Source organism: Clostridium sp. J1101437_171009_A5, assembly GCF_015547905.1.
Classification (GTDB): domain Bacteria; phylum Bacillota; class Clostridia; order Oscillospirales; family Oscillospiraceae; genus Pseudoflavonifractor_A; species Pseudoflavonifractor_A gallinarum.
Map to the genome: position 1 here is coordinate 59,510 of NZ_JADMVY010000009.1, position 14,218 is coordinate 73,727.

General features: G+C 62.2%; 12 protein-coding genes. 9 read left to right on the plus strand and 3 right to left on the minus strand.

Annotation, left to right across the window (positions count from 1 at the left end; genetic code table 11):
• Positions 1 to 38: 38 nt before the first annotated feature.
• From I2C21_RS12375 to I2C21_RS12410, 8 genes are all read left to right on the plus strand, one after another.
• Complete coding sequence (locus I2C21_RS12375) at positions 39 to 989, plus strand: ABC transporter permease (RefSeq protein WP_101691200.1); 951 nt, start codon at positions 39 to 41, stop codon at positions 987 to 989.
• Positions 989 to 1,984, plus strand: a complete 996-nt coding sequence (locus I2C21_RS12380; RefSeq protein ID WP_101691199.1) for an ABC transporter permease — start codon at positions 989 to 991, stop codon at positions 1,982 to 1,984. The genes I2C21_RS12375 and I2C21_RS12380 overlap by 1 nt, the downstream gene beginning before the upstream one ends.
• Before the next feature lie 12 nt (positions 1,985 to 1,996).
• A complete protein-coding gene (locus I2C21_RS12385) occupies positions 1,997 to 3,040 on the plus strand; it encodes an ABC transporter ATP-binding protein (protein ID WP_180956688.1) in 1,044 nt (347 codons plus the stop codon).
• Positions 3,033 to 3,965: an ATP-binding cassette domain-containing protein gene (locus I2C21_RS12390; protein ID WP_101691197.1), complete on the plus strand. Its 933-nt coding sequence runs from the start codon at positions 3,033 to 3,035 to the stop codon at positions 3,963 to 3,965. The genes I2C21_RS12385 and I2C21_RS12390 overlap by 8 nt, the downstream gene beginning before the upstream one ends.
• A gap of 101 nt (positions 3,966 to 4,066) precedes the next feature.
• Positions 4,067 to 4,984 carry a S66 peptidase family protein gene (locus I2C21_RS12395; protein ID WP_195279411.1) on the plus strand — a complete coding sequence of 306 codons (918 nt, stop codon included), beginning with the start codon at positions 4,067 to 4,069 and terminating at the stop codon, positions 4,982 to 4,984.
• Between the two features lie 19 nt (positions 4,985 to 5,003).
• Positions 5,004 to 5,795 carry a serine hydrolase gene (locus tag I2C21_RS12400; RefSeq protein WP_195279412.1) on the plus strand — a complete coding sequence of 264 codons (792 nt, stop codon included), beginning with the start codon at positions 5,004 to 5,006 and terminating at the stop codon, positions 5,793 to 5,795.
• A 28-nt stretch (positions 5,796 to 5,823) separates the two neighbouring features.
• Positions 5,824 to 6,642 (plus strand): C40 family peptidase, encoded by an 819-nt coding sequence (locus tag I2C21_RS12405; protein WP_101691194.1) that lies wholly within the window; start codon positions 5,824 to 5,826, stop codon positions 6,640 to 6,642.
• A 184-nt stretch (positions 6,643 to 6,826) separates the two neighbouring features.
• Positions 6,827 to 9,409: an FAD-dependent oxidoreductase gene (locus tag I2C21_RS12410; protein WP_195279413.1), complete on the plus strand. Its 2,583-nt coding sequence runs from the start codon at positions 6,827 to 6,829 to the stop codon at positions 9,407 to 9,409.
• Between the two features lie 80 nt (positions 9,410 to 9,489).
• Here I2C21_RS12410 and I2C21_RS12415 read toward each other — a convergent pair whose 3' ends face one another.
• The 3 genes from I2C21_RS12415 to I2C21_RS12425 form a co-directional block, all read right to left on the minus strand.
• Positions 9,490 to 10,380, minus strand: coding sequence for a 3-hydroxyacyl-CoA dehydrogenase family protein (locus I2C21_RS12415; protein WP_193537098.1), 891 nt, complete (start codon positions 10,378 to 10,380; stop codon positions 9,490 to 9,492).
• 212 nt (positions 10,381 to 10,592) lie between these two features.
• On the minus strand, positions 10,593 to 11,546 hold the full coding sequence (locus I2C21_RS12420) for an NYN domain-containing protein (RefSeq protein ID WP_195279414.1): 954 nt from the start codon (positions 11,544 to 11,546) through the stop codon (positions 10,593 to 10,595).
• The gene (locus I2C21_RS12425; RefSeq protein ID WP_101691190.1) at positions 11,546 to 12,352 is read right to left on the minus strand and encodes a M55 family metallopeptidase; all 807 of its coding nucleotides are present in this window, start codon (positions 12,350 to 12,352) and stop codon (positions 11,546 to 11,548) included. Before I2C21_RS12425 ends, I2C21_RS12420 begins: the two co-directional genes overlap by 1 nt.
• A 396-nt stretch (positions 12,353 to 12,748) precedes the next feature.
• Between I2C21_RS12425 and I2C21_RS12430 the strand changes: the two genes are divergently transcribed.
• Entirely contained in the window at positions 12,749 to 14,206 is a 1,458-nt protein-coding gene (locus tag I2C21_RS12430) for a carbon starvation CstA family protein (protein ID WP_101691189.1), read from the plus strand.
• The last annotated feature ends 12 nt before the right edge of the window (positions 14,207 to 14,218 follow it).

A 14,218-nucleotide genomic window follows, 5' to 3' on the forward strand; every position in this document is an offset into this window, starting at 1 on the left:
CGTGTCTCCCCATTTTCCTCTCAAGGAGGTCTCGTCTCATGGCGAAATACATATTCAAACGCCTGCTGCGCTCCCTGCTGACCCTGTTTATCATCGTGACCATCGTCTTTTCTCTGCTGCGCCTGATGCCCATTGAAGGCTACTTCCAGAACTTTGAGAAGATGAGCGCCGTCCAGGTGGAACTGGGCCTCAAGGAGCTGGGTCTGGACAAGCCGCTCCCCGCTCAGCTGCTGGATTTTTACAGTGATCTGCTCCACGGCGATCTGGGCGTATCCAACAAGTACCGCCGCAATGTGCCGGTCACCAAGATCATCGCCGAGAAGGTGCCGGTCTCCATGGCCATCGGCCTGACCTCCCTGGGCATCGCCCTGGCAGTGGGTCTGCCCATGGGCATCCTCATGGCCCGCTCCACCCGCACCAAGCACAAGATCGGCGACAAGCTGGGCACCGCCTTCATCGTTCTGATCCAGGCCGTTCCCGCCGCTGTCTACTACCTGGTCATCCAATTCTACGGCACAAAATATCTGGATCTGCCCATGCAGATCAGCAGCGGGCGGCCCGTCACCTACATCCTCCCCATCCTCTCCCTGGCCCTGGGCAACATCGCCTACTACGCCATGTGGCTGCGGCGGTATATGGTGGATGAGTCCAACAAGGACTATGTGAAGCTGGCCCGGGCCAAGGGCGTGCCCGCCTCGGCCATCTCCCGCAAGCACGTGTTCCGAAACGCCTTTGTGCCCCTGGTCCAGTTCATCCCCACCTCGGTGATCCTGACTCTGATGGGCTCCCTCTATGTGGAGAGCCTCTACTCCATCCCCGGCATGGGCGGCCTGCTGGTCAACGTCATCCAGCGGCAGGACAACACCGTGGTCCAGGGCCTGGTGCTCTTCTATGCCGCCATCAGCATCCTGGGCCTGCTGGTAGGCGATATCCTTATGGCGATCGTGGATCCCCGCATTACCTTTGGCAAGAAAGAAGGTGGCCGCTGATGCCCTCGTTCCGCTTCAAAGACCACAAGACCCAGCAGCTCAGCCAGAGCGTGGGAGAGGTCCTCTCCCGGAACTATTCCGAGAGCGAATTTTTCGAGTTTGCCCCCTATGATCCCACCGCCGGCGAGCGGGGCGGCTATTCCAACTACTCCTACTGGGGCTCCACCCTGCGCTCCTTCGCCCAGAACAAGGTGGCCATGTTCTTTCTCATCCTGATGGTGGGTATCCTGGCCTTTACCGTGGTGGAGCCCATGCTCCCCTATGCCCCCGAGGCCAACACCATCTACAAGGGCGCCACCAACCTGGCTCCCTGCAAGGAATACTGGTTCGGCACCAACTCCATCGGGCAGGACCTGTGGAGCCAGATCTGGTCCGGCGTGCGCACCTCCCTGCTCATCGGCCTGGCCGTGGCCTGTGTGGAGGCCGTCCTGGGCGTGATCATGGGGGTGCTGTGGGGCTATGTCCGCAAGCTGGACTTCCTCTTCACCGAGATCTACAACATCTTCGATAACGTCCCCCAGACCCTGGTGGTCATCATCATCTCCTACATCCTGCGCCCCGGCGTGAGCACCATGATCTTCGCCATGTGCCTCACCTCCTGGCTCCAGACCGCCCGGCTGGTGCGCAATCAGGTGCTCATCATCCGGGACCGGGACTACAACCTGGCCTCCCGCTGCCTGGGCACCGCCACCTGGCGCATCATGGTCAAGAACCTGCTGCCCTATCTGGTGTCCATCCTCACCCTGCGCATGGCCCTGGCCATTCCCGCCGCCATCGGCAACGAGGTCTTTATCACCTACATCGGCCTTGGCGTGCCCCTGGAGATCCCCACCCTGGGCAACCTCATCAAGGCCGGACAGACCGTGATGATGGAGTCCACCCTGAGCTATCAACTCTTCTTCCCCGTCATCATCCTGTCCATCATCACCATCTCGTTCTACATCGTGGGCAACTCCTTCGCGGATGCCGCCGATCCCAAGAATCACGTCAAGTAAGGAGGACATATCATGGAAACCGAGACCATTCTGTCCGTCCGGGACCTGGACGTGAAATTTACCCTGCGGGGCCAGGTGCTCCACGCCATCCGGGGGATCTCTCTGGACGTCCACCGGGGTGAGAGCCTGGCCATCGTGGGCGAGTCGGGCTCCGGCAAGAGCGTATTTACCAAGACCTTTATGGGCCTTCTGGACTCCAACGGCTCGGTCACGGCCGGGGAGATCCGCTACAACGGCCAGGACCTGGCCGGGTACACCACCGACCAGCAGTGGCGCACCATCCGCGGCCGGGAGATCGCCATGGTCATGCAGGATCCCATGACCTCCCTCAACCCGCTCAAGACCATTGGCGACCAGATCGAGGAGGCCATTGTCCTCCACCAGGGCCTCAAGGGGGCCGAGGCACATGCCCAGGTCCTCAAGGTACTGGAGGAGGTGGGCATCGACCAGCCCGAGCGCCGCTCCAAGCAGTATCCCCACGAGTTCTCCGGCGGCATGCGCCAGCGGGTGGTCATCGCCATCGCCGTGGCCTGCCGGCCCAAGATCCTCATCTGCGACGAGCCCACCACCGCTCTGGATGTGACCATCCAGGCCCAGATCCTCCAGCTCATCAAGGATCTCCAGAAGAAATACGACCTCACCACCATCTACATCACCCACGATCTGGGCGTGGTGGCCAATGTGGCCGACCGCATCGCCGTCATGTACGCCGGAGATATCGTGGAGATCGGCACCTGTGAGGAGGTCTTTTACGACCCCAAGCACCCCTACACCTGGGCGCTGCTCTCCTCCCTGCCCCAGCTGGGCGTGAAGGGCGAGGAGCTCTACTCCATCAAGGGCACGCCCCCCAACCTCTTCCTGGAGGTCAAGGGGGACGCCTTCGCCCCCCGCAATCCCCACGCCCTCAAGATCGACTTTGTGGAGCGTCCCCCCTACTTCGAGGTGAGCCCCACCCACAAGGCCCGCACCTGGCTCCTGGACCCCAGGGCCCCCAAGGTGGAGCCGCCGGAACACATCAAGCATCTTCGGGAACAGGGGGTGAACCGCCATGTCTGAGCAGCGCAAGAAACTGCTGGAGGTTCAGGATCTCCAGGTCACCTTCGGCACACACCGCCATCCCTTTCACGCGGTGAAGGGGGTCTCCTTTGACATCTATGAGGGCGAGACCTTCGGTCTGGTGGGCGAGTCCGGCTCGGGCAAGACCACCATCGGCCGGGCCATCATCCGCATCAATCCGGTCTCCGGGGGCCAGGTCCTCTACCGGGGAGAGCGCATCAGCGGCCGCATCAGCCGGGAGCTGGACCGGAAGGTCACCCGGCAGATCCAGATGATCTTCCAGGACCCCATGGCCTCCCTCAACGAGCGGGCCAAGGTGGACTACATCGTCTCCGAGGGCCTGTACGGCCGCCACATCGGCGAGGCCGAGCGGCAGGAGAAGGTGGCCAAGGCCCTGGCCGACGTGGGTCTGCTGCCGGAGTTCGCCAGCCGCTTCCCCCATGAGTTCTCCGGCGGCCAGCGCCAGCGCATCGGCATTGCCCGCTCCCTCATCATGGACCCCGACTTCATCATCGCGGACGAGCCCATCTCCGCCCTGGATGTGTCCATCCGGGCCCAGGTCCTCAACCTGATGAGCCAGCTCCAGAAGGAGCGCGGCCTCACCTATCTCTTCATCGCCCACGACCTGAGCGTGGTGCGCTTCATCTGCGACCGCATCGCCGTCATCCACAAGGGCCGTCTGGTGGAGCTGGCCGAGAGCGAGGAGCTCTTTGCCCACCCCCTCCACCCCTACACCCGGGCGCTTCTCTCGGCCATCCCCCTGCCCGACCCCATCGCCGAGAAGAAAAAGAAGCTGCTGGTCTACGACCCGTCCATCCATCACTACGACCAGGAGACTCCCCTCTGGCAGGAGATCTCCCCCGGCCACTTCCTCCTGGCCAGCGAGCGGGAGGCGGCGGAGTGGCAGCGCGAACCTTCCCGTTGACAAGTACATTCTGACTGCCGATAATAGAGAGGCGGGAGAGGACCATTCCCGGTGCTCTCCCGCCTTTTTGTCCACACATTTTTGTTTCTGGTGGTGTTACCATGATTACCCCAAGACCGCTCTTCCCCGGCGCCCGGGTGGCCCTGGTGGGGGCCTCCTCCGCCGTTCCGGCCCAGCGGCTCCCGCTGGCTGTGCAGGCCGTCCGGGACCTGGGTCTCTCCCCCGTCGTGTTCCCCTCCTGTCAGGAGGAAAACCGCCACGGCTATCTGGCTGCCAGCGACCGCCAGCGCTCTGCCGACCTGAACGCCGCCTTTGCGGATGATTCCATCCACGGCATCCTCTGCATCCGGGGCGGCTACGGCGCCCACCGGCTCCTCCCTCTGCTGGACTGGGAGACCATCCGCGCCCACCCCAAGTATTTCTCCGGATACAGCGACGTCACCGCCCTCCACACTGCCCTCAATCAGGACTGCGGCCTGGTGACCTACCACACCATCATGCCCGCCACCGAGTACTATCAGCCGGTGGACGACTACTCCATGGACTATCTGCGCCGCGCCCTCTTCGGAACCCTCGCCGGTCCCCTCCCCATCCACCCGGACCACCCGCTGGAGCCCCTCTCCGGCGGACGGGCCACGGGTGTGCTCTGCGGAGGCAACCTCTCCCTGCTGGCCGCCTCCCTGGGTACCCCCTGGGAGATCGACACCCGGAATAAAATTCTCTTCCTGGAGGACATCGGAGAGCATATCTACCGCATCGACGGCATGCTCACCCAGCTGCGCAACGCGGGAAAGTTCCGGGACTGCGCCGGGGTCCTCCTGGGGGACTGGACCGACTGCACCCCGGAGGATCCGGAGCGCACCCTCACCCTCCACCAGCTCTTTGAGGAGCTCATCCTCCCCGCCGGGGTGCCTGTCATCGCCAACCTGCCCTGCGGGCACTCCCTCCCCTCCATGGCCCTTCCGCTGGGGGCCGTCCTCTCCATGGACGCCGATTCCCCCGCGCTGGAACTCTGCTGAACTGAAAGGAGCGCTTTCTATGAAAAAGACCGAACTGGACGCCTGGCTCCGGGAACAGATCGACGCCTTTCCCGGCAAGGTCTCCCTCCTCATGACCGACCTCATCAACGGCAAGCACTACCACTCCTTTGACCCTGACACCCAGGTGGTGTCCGCTTCCACCATCAAGGTCCCCATCCTGCTCTATGCTCTGGAGCAGGTGCGGCAGAAGCGCCTCTCCCTGGAGCAGGCCGTTCCCGTTCCGGCGGAGTCCATTCTCCCGGACACGGAGGTTTTCGAGCTGGACCTGCCCGAGTACTCCCTGTGGGAGCTGCTCTACTGGATGATCGTGGAGAGCGACAACACCGCCACCAACCTGGTACTGGACCTCCTGAACTGGGATGAAATGAATGCCTACTTCAAGGACACCCTGGGTCTCAAGCACACGGTCTGCCAGCGCAAGATGCTGGACTGGGATGCCGTGGCCGCCGGGAAGAACAACTACACCTCGGCCGTCGACCAGGAGCGTATCTACTGGGCCCTCTACCGGGGCACCATCCTCACCCACGACCTCCAGGAGAAGGCTCTGGACATGCTCCGCCGCCAGCGGTGCAACGACTCCTTCCTGCGCTACATCCCCCAGCCGGTGGTGGTGGCCCACAAGACCGGCGGTCTGGACCACGTGAACCACGACGCCGGCATCTTCGAGCTCTTCAGCCACCCCTTCTATCTGGGCATCTTCACCTGGGACGGCCCCGCTCTGGACGGCCAGCCCGATCAGAAGCGCTTCATCGGAAAACTGGCCAAGCAGATCTACGAGATCTACGGATAATCCATATTTTTCACTGAGAGGTGTGCCTATGAAAGCACTTGTCAATTCCCCCATCTGTCCCCTGAAGTCCCGTCCCCATATGCAGAGCGAGCTGGCCGACGAGGTCCTCTATGGCTCCACCGTGGAGATTCTGGAGGACACCTGTGCGGGCTGGTACCGCATCCGCACCCCCTACCGCTATGAGGGCTATGCCCCCGCGGAGGGACTGCTCTTCGGCGAGCACAACGTGGCCCGGTGGGAGGCCCTGCCCAAGCAGATCGTCCGCAAGGGCGTCTGTGACGTACTCTCCGCCCCCATGGTGGAGGGCTGGTGTGTGGAGACCCTGACCCGGGGCGCCCTGGTGGCCGTCAAAGGGACCCCCGACGAGCGGGGCTGGCAGCGAGTCTCCCTGTGTGACGGCCGGGAGGGCTTCACCAAGACCAGCTTCCTGGCCCCCTATCACACCGCTCCCGCCTTCGCGGAGGAGGACGCCCTCCGCGCCGCCTTTGTGGAGACCGCGATGACCTATCTGGGCACCCACTACCGCTGGGGCGGAAAGACCCCTCTGGGCATCGACTGCTCGGGTCTGACCTCCATGAGCTATCTCCTCAACGGCGTGACCATCTACCGGGACGCCCACATCAAGGAGGGCTTTCCCCTCCATGAGATCCCCCGTTCAGACATCCGGCCCGGCGACCTGCTCTTCTTCCCCGGCCATGTGGCCCTCTATCTGGGCGAGGGCAAATACATCCACTCCACCGCCCGCAACGGCAGCGACGGCGTGGTCATCAACAGCCTCAACCCGGGCGATCCCGACTATCGGGAGGACCTGGACAAGGGCATGACGGCAGCTGGAAGTATTTTCTAATCAAATCCCATCGCCCTTCTCCCCGCGGGCCGTGATACCGATTGTATCGCGGTCCGCGGTTCTTGTTTGAATTTGGTACTTTCCCTTTGGGTCGTTTGCTCTTATAATGGTAGGTGCAAACCATCCCCCGGAAGAGCCCGCAGAGCAAGCTCTGTCTTCCGTCGGGATGCGAAGGAGGTTTATTATGAAGGTGCTCATCATCGGCGGTGTCGCCGCCGGAACCAAGGCCGCGGCCAAGCTCAAACGCATGGACCGCGGGATGCAGGTCACACTTATCACCAAGGATCAGGATATCTCCTATGCGGGATGCGGCCTGCCCTATTATGTCGGCGGTCTCATCGATACCCGGGAGGAGCTGATCGTCAACACCCCCGCCAAATTCGCCGGTCTCACCGGCGTGGAGGTCCTCACCGGCCGGGAGGCGATAAAGCTGGACAGCACCGCCAAGACGGTGACTGCCCGCAATCACGCCACCGGCGAAGAGGAGCACTACACCTATGACGCCTGTATCCTGGCCACCGGCGCCTCTCCCATCGTTCCTCCCCTGCCCGGCATGGACCTGGAGGGTGTGTTCAAGCTGCGCACCCCGGACGACGCCATCGGCCTGCGGGACTATGTGAAGTCCACCCAGGCCCGCCGGGCCGTGGTGGTGGGCGGCGGCTTCATCGGACTGGAGGCGGCGGAGAATCTCCAGGCCCAGGGCCTGACCGTCACGGTGGTGGATCTGGCCTCCCAGATCATGCCCAATATCTTTGATCCCGAGATGGCTGAGTACGTCAAGCGCCACCTCCAGAGCAAGGGCATCCGGGTCCTCACCGGCAATCCCCTGGAGGCCATTCTGGGCTCCGGCCGGGTGGACGCCGTCAAGACCGGCATGGGGACCCTCTCGGCCGATGTGGTGGTCCTCTCCATCGGCATCAAGCCCAACACTGCCTTCCTGGCGGACAGCGGCATCGAGCTCTTCAAGGGCACCGTGGTGGTGGACGAGCACCTGCGTACCAACCTCCCCGACCTCTATGCCGCCGGCGACTGCGCCCTGGTGAAAAACCGTCTGACCGGCGCCCCCCAGTGGTCCGCCATGGGCTCCTCGGCCAACTACGAGGGCCGCACCCTGGCCCAGCTGTTGGGCGGGGCGGAGGTCCGCTATCCCGGCGCGCTGGGCACCGGTGTGGTCAAGCTCCCCGGTCTCAACGCCGGACGCACCGGTCTCACCGAGGCGGCCGCCAAAGCGGCGGGCTACGACGTGGAGACCGCCCTGTGCGTGGTGGATGACAAGGCCCACTACTATCCCGGGGCCGGTTCCTTCATCGTCAAGCTCCTGGCCGACCGTCCCACCCACAAGCTCCTGGGTATCCAGGTCCTGGGCCCCGGCGCCGTGGACAAGATGGTGGACATCGCCGTCACTGGTCTCTCCATGGGGGCCAAACTGGAAGACTTCTCCAATCTGGACTACGCCTATGCCCCGCCCTTCTCCACCGCCATCCATCCCTTTGTGCAGGCGGCGTATATCCTGCTCAACAAGCTCTCCGGCGCGTTGGAGAGCTTTACCCCCGCCCAGTACGCCGCGGGAGAGGCCAAGGACTACACCGTGCTGGACGTGGGCCTTCAGCCCAGCATCCAGGGCGCGGTGCGCATCGACCTGGCCAGCGTCAACGGCCCGCTGGAGGGCCTGGACAAGGACGCCAAGCTCCTCCTGGTCTGCGCCAAGGGCAAGCGCGGCTATTTCCTCCAGAACCGCCTGAAATACTTCGGCTATACCAACACCCGGGTACTGGAGGGCGGCACCACCTTCAATCAGGTCCGGGTCGCGGGCGTGGCCGCCTCGGTCACCCCCGAGCAGATCACCGCGGTGAAGGCGCTGGGCTTCCTCTTCGATAAGCGTACCCCCGACAAGTTCAACGGCCGCGTCATCACCCGCAATGGCAAGATCACCGCCGAGGAGCAGAAGGTCATCGCCGAGGCCGCCGAGCGCTTCGGTTCCGGCGAGGTCACCATGACCACCCGCCTCACCCTGGAGATCCAGGGCGTGCCCTTCGAGAACATCGAGCCCATGCGGGAATTCCTGGCCCAGCACGGGCTGGAGACCGGCGGAACCGGCTCCCAGGTGCGCCCGGTGGTCTCCTGTAAGGGTACCACCTGCCAGTACGGCCTCATCGACACCTTCGATCTCTCCCAGGAGATCCACGAGAAGTTCTACGAGGGCTACCACGGTATCAAGCTCCCCCACAAGTTCAAGATCGCCGTGGGCGGCTGCCCCAACAACTGCGTCAAGCCCGACCTGAACGATCTGGGCGTGGTGGGCCAGCGGGTACCCCAGGTGGAGCTGGACAAGTGCCGCGGCTGTAAGGTCTGCCAGGTGGAGCAGGTCTGTCCCATCCATGTGGCCAAGGTCGTAGACGGCAAGGTGGTCATCGACCCGAACATCTGCAACCACTGCGGCCGCTGCGTGGGCAAGTGCCCCTTCCACGCGGTGGATCAGTCCACCAACGGCTACCGGATCTACATCGGCGGCCGCTGGGGCAAGAAGGTGGCCCAGGGTCTCGCCCTGGAGAAGGTCTTTACCAGCCGGGAGGAGGTCCTCGCCACCATCGAGAAGGCCATCCTCCTCTTCCGCGAGCAGGGCATTACCGGTGAGCGCTTCGCCGACACCGTGGCCCGTCTGGGCTTTGAGAACGTGCAGGAGCAGCTGCTCCAGGACGACCTTCTCTCCCGCAAGGAGGAGAATCTGGCCGCCCAGAAGCATCTCAAGGGCGGCGCTACCTGCTGATCTTCCTCCCTTTTCCGTGTAAAAAGCAAAAAGCCGTCCCGGTCCATTTGGACCGGGACGGCTTTTCTTATGGTATGTTCTTACTTGTCAAAGATGGGGTTGACGCCCACCTTCTTGCGGTTCTCGTACTGGTAGAAGCCCATGCCGGACTTCTGGCCCAGGTAGCCCGCGGCCACCATCTTGCGCAGCAGGTGAGCGGGACGGTACTTGGTGTCGCCCAGGTCGTTGTAGAAGGTCTCCATAACCTCCAGCAGGATGTCCAGGCCCACCATGTCGGCCAGCTCCAGGGGACCCATGGGGTGGTTACAACCCATCTTCATGCCCTCGTCGGTGTCGGCCACGGTGCCGATGTCCTCATCCAGGATCTCAACGGCCTCGTTGAGCATGGGCAGCAGCATGCGGTTGACGATGAAGCCGGGCTTGTCCTTGGCCAGGATCATGGTCTTGCCCATCTTCTTGCCCACTTCCATGGCGGCGTCAATGGCCTCCTGGGAGGTGCGCAGGCCATGCACCACCTCCAGCAGACGCATCACAGGCACGGGGGAGAAGAAGTGCATGCCCACCACCTGCTCGGCACGGCTGGTGGCCGCAGCCAGGCTGGTCAGAGAGATGGAGGAAGTGTTGGAAGCGAAGATGGTATCCTTGGGGCAGATCTTGTCCAGCTCCTCAAAGATGGCGCGCTTGGCGTTGAGGTCCTCAAAAATGGCCTCGATGACCAGGTCGGCATTGGCAGCCGTGTGGATGCTGGAAGAGGTCGTGAGCAGAGCCAGCGCGGCCGCCTTCTGCTCTTCGGTCATACGGCCCTTGCTCACCAGGCGGTCCATGTTCTTGCCAATGTTGGTCTTGGCCCGCTCCAGAGCGCCCTCGCTCTGGTCATGGATGGTCACGTTGTATCCGCTCTGGATAGCGGTCTGGGCGATACCGCTGCCCATAAAGCCAGCGCCTACTACAAAGATATTCTTGATTTCCATAATGTCTCTCCATTCTCTGTTTATTTTCCGTTGTCCGGAATATAATTCCGTTTATTCCCTACAAAAAAAGAACAGATATTAACTGGTAGCAGTATTATACCACACCTCACTTCTGCCTGTCCAGCCTAAAAACCGTCAATTTTTGCACAAAAAACGGGCGCAGCCGTATTTCTCCTGAAAAAACAGCTGCGCCCGTCTTCTTTCTTCCCGATCTATTTCGGCTCCTTGTCCCGCACAAAAATATGCTTGACGTGGGGCAGATTGGTAGAGCGGACGTCGATTTCAAAGCGGTCCATGGCCTTGACCAGCTTGGTCAGCTTGGAAAAACCGAAGTTACGGGGGTCAAAATCGGGCTGCTTCTTGACCAGAAGATTACCCAGATCCCCCATAAAGGCGTATCCGTCCTCGTCGGCGATGTCCTCCACCGAGTCGGCCAGCAGGGCCTCCACTTCCGGCGGGATGCGGTTGGCCGGCTCGCTCCCCTCCGCCGAAGCGGGGACCGGCGCGGGTTTCGGCTCCGGCTCCACGGGCTTGGCGGGTTCCGCCTTCTTCTTACCCCGTCTGGAGGTGCTCTTGCCGCTCTCGGTCCGGGCAGACTCAGAGGCCCTGGCCTGTTCGGCCTTCTCCCGCTCCTTCCTTTCCCGCTCCAGCCGGGCCTGCTCCGCCTTCTCCTCCTCGGCGGCCTGGCGGGCAGCCTCCTTCGCGGCGGCCCGGGCCCGGTCGCCCGCCGCCCGGATGACCTCGATGTAGACGAATTTATCGCAGGCCACGATGAAGGGACCGGGCGTCTTTCGCTCCCCCATGCCGTAGACCTTCATCCCGGCCTCCCGCAGACGGGTGGCCAGACGGGTAAAATCGCTGTCGCTGGACACCAGCACAAATCCATCCACCCGGCCGGAGTAGAGGATGTCCATGGCATCGATGATCATGGCCGAGTCGGTGGCGTTCTTTCCGGTGGTATAGGCGTACTGCTGGATGGGGGTGATGGCATTCTCCAGCAGCAGCGGCTTCCAGGTGGACATGTTGGGGGAGGTCCAGTCCCCGTAGATCCGTTTGATGGTGGGGGTCCCGTAGACCGCCACCTCGGCCATCACGTCCTTGATGGCCGTGCGAGGGGCATTATCCGCGTCGATGAGGACGGCCAGACGCAGTTCTCCCGCCCCCATCAGTCGCTCAGGACGAAGTGGAAGAAGCGGAGCATCTCATACCAGTCGTCCGAGGCAAAGGAGACGTTCTTCTCATCCTCCAGGGAGGCACCGGGATAGAAGTGCTTGGAATAGGCACGCTTGTGCTCCCGGAAACGGATCTTGGCCTCAAAATGCTCCGGCATGGGCACGGGGCATTTTTTCGCGTTCTTGACCGCCTTTTTGACGCCCTCCCGGATGGCCCGGACCGCCGCGTCTGGATGCATGGACACCACTGCGCCGCCGATGCCCTCGTTGACCGCCACGGTGGTGATCTCCGGAATGAGCTCCTGGGCGAAGTCGCACAGGGCCTTGTCCCCGCAGAGGAAGGGCACGGGTACGCCGTAGTAGCCCGCCGTATAGGCGTTCATCAGAAACTCACTCATGCGCACGCCATTGAGGGTCACAAATTCGTTCTGGAGGTTCATGGTGTGGGAGAGGGGATTCCCGCCGCAGGCGGCCCAGGCGTGGTATCCCGTAAAGAGCACCGCGTCAAAGCTGCCCCGGTCCAGGCCGCTCATCATGCTCAGCAGATCCCCGCTCCAGCCCCGCATGATGCGCACCCGCTCAGGCAGCTGGGAGGGATCGATGTTGCGGGCCGAGTCGTGGGCGTCCCGCACAAAGATCTCGTCTGCGCCTCCGGCCACGGCTCCCTCGCAGGCCGCACGGACCTCCATGGTCATCTGCTTGCGGAAATAGTTATAGTCATAGGGGGTGCTGCGCTCGGTCTCACTCCAGTCCGTAATGCCGCAGGTACCCTCGATATCGGCGCTGATAAATACGTTCATGGGAATTCCTCCTTCGTTCCATTTCACGGCCGGCCTCTACGGGATCTCTTACCGGCCTATCAACCCATTTTACCGCCTTCTAAGTGGTCAGATACCCATCTTCTTGTAATATTTATACAAGGAGACAGGCCGGGCTTTTCTCTTATTCTACCGTACTTTTCATCACATTTCCAGCCTAAGTTCCAGGGCTTTTTTTCGGACTGGTCCGTCTTATAAAATTGACAAAAATCAACCGAATATTTCTGTTTATTTCGCTTCTTGAAATAATATGCACAAAGATTATAATGGGAACCGCTTCCGGAGGCAGGGCCCGCACAGGGCAGCCCATCCGGATCTGCGGGGGGAGCGGAATGTGTGTGCTTCTCTCCTGCGGGAACTTTTGAAGGAGGGATTTTCATGATCTCATTCTTGGTCGCATTGGTCCTGCTGATCGTGGGCTTCTTCACGTACAGCAAGCTGATGGAGCATGTGTTCCACATCGACGACCGGCAGACCCCGGCCGTGGTCCATCCGGACGGCGTGGACTATATGCCTATGAAAACTTGGCGGATCTTCCTGATCCAGCTGCTCAACATCGCCGGTCTCGGCCCCATCTACGGCGCACTGGCCGGTGCCTGCTGGGGCCCCGTGGTCTACCTGTGGATCGTGTTCGGCACCATCCTGGGCGGCGGCGTCCACGACTTCCTCTCCGGTATGATGAGTGAGCGCGAGGACGGCGCCTCCATCTCCGAGGTAGTCGGAAAGTACATGGGCCGTGTCATCACCTTTATTATGCGCATCTTCTCTGTGGTCCTGCTGGTTCTGGTGGGCACCACCTTCTCCACCGGCCCGGCCGGCCTGCTGGCCAGCCTGACTCCCACCGTGCTCAACGCCAAGTTCTGGCTGGTGGTCATCCTGCTCTACTACCTGTGCGCCACCTTCCTGCCCATCGATAAGATCATCGGCAAGCTCTATCCCATCTTCGGCATCTGCCTGATCATCATGGCTCTGGGCGTTGCCGGCGGCATCATCTTCGGCGGCTACCAGATGCCCGAGCTGTGGGATCACTTCGCTAACGAAGACCCCAACGGAAAGCCCATCTGGGCCATGATGTTCGTCAGCGTGGCCTGCGGCGCCATCTCCGGCTTCCACGCCACCCAGTCCCCCATGATGGCCCGGTGCATCACCTCCGAGAAGGAGGGCCGCACCGTGTTCTACGGCGCCATGGTGGCCGAAGGTATCATCGCCCTGATCTGGGCCGCTGCGGGTGTTTCCTTCTATAACGGCGCTGCCGGTCTCTCCGGTGCTCTGGCCGCGGTGAACAACAACCAGGGCGAGATCGTCTACCAGATCTGCCACGGTCTGCTGGGCCCTGTGGGCGCGGTCCTCGCCATGATTGGCGTCATCGCCTGCCCCATCACCTCCGGCGATACCGCGTTCCGTTCCGCCCGTCTTACCATCGCCGACTGGTTCAAGATTGACCAGTCCAAGATGACCACACGTCTCTTCCTGGCCGTGCCCCTGCTGGCTGTGGGCGCCATCCTGTCCCAGCTGGACTTCTCCATGATCTGGAGATACTTCTCCTGGTCCAACCAGACTCTGGCTATGATCGTTCTGTGGACTGGCGGCGTGTTCATCCACAAGTACGGCTATCCTCCCATCGCCAGCCTGATGGCCGCCATCCCCGCGACCTTCATGTCCGCGGTCTCCATCACTTACTTCTTCCAGGCCCCCGAGTGCCTGCACCTGTCCACCTCCATTGCCTACCCCGTGGGCATCGTGGCCGCCATCCTCTTCTTCTGCATCTTCTGGTGGCGCACCTTTATCGTACACAAGGACGATATCAACCACGAGCTGGCTGCGCAGGCAAAATAACATACGCCTAAA